The 334-nt window shown below is 46.4% G+C and carries 1 protein-coding gene; it reads right to left on the reverse strand.

Features of this window, described 5'->3' with window-relative positions; translation table 11 throughout:
- On the reverse strand, window positions 1-278 hold a 278-nt coding region (locus AKJ31_RS22390), incomplete at its 3' end, for a flagellin (RefSeq protein WP_483855398.1).
- Between the last annotated feature and the right edge of the window lie 56 nt (window positions 279-334).

Raw genomic sequence — 334 nt, forward strand, 5'->3', positions numbered from 1 at the left:
CGCATACGTTGTAGGATGTTAGTTGTTTCGTTCATCGCACCTTCAGCAGTCTGTGCGATAGAAATACCGTCGTTCGCGTTACGTACAGCCACATCAAGACCGCGACTTTGAACGTTCAAACGGTTAGAGATTTGTAGACCCGCTGCGTCATCTTTAGCACTGTTGATTTTGAAGCCAGAAGATAGGCGTTCCATCGACGTTTGTTGTGCGTTGTTAGCGTTGTTTAGGTGACGCTGAGCTGTCATTGCTGATACGTTAGTGTTTACATTTACTGCCATGGTGATCTCTCCAATTGATTTTCCGATGTTTCCGGTTTCCGACGTCTCGGAAAACC

Origin of the sequence: Vibrio hepatarius (assembly GCF_001274785.1) — a bacterium.
GTDB classification, from domain to species: domain Bacteria; phylum Pseudomonadota; class Gammaproteobacteria; order Enterobacterales; family Vibrionaceae; genus Vibrio; species Vibrio hepatarius.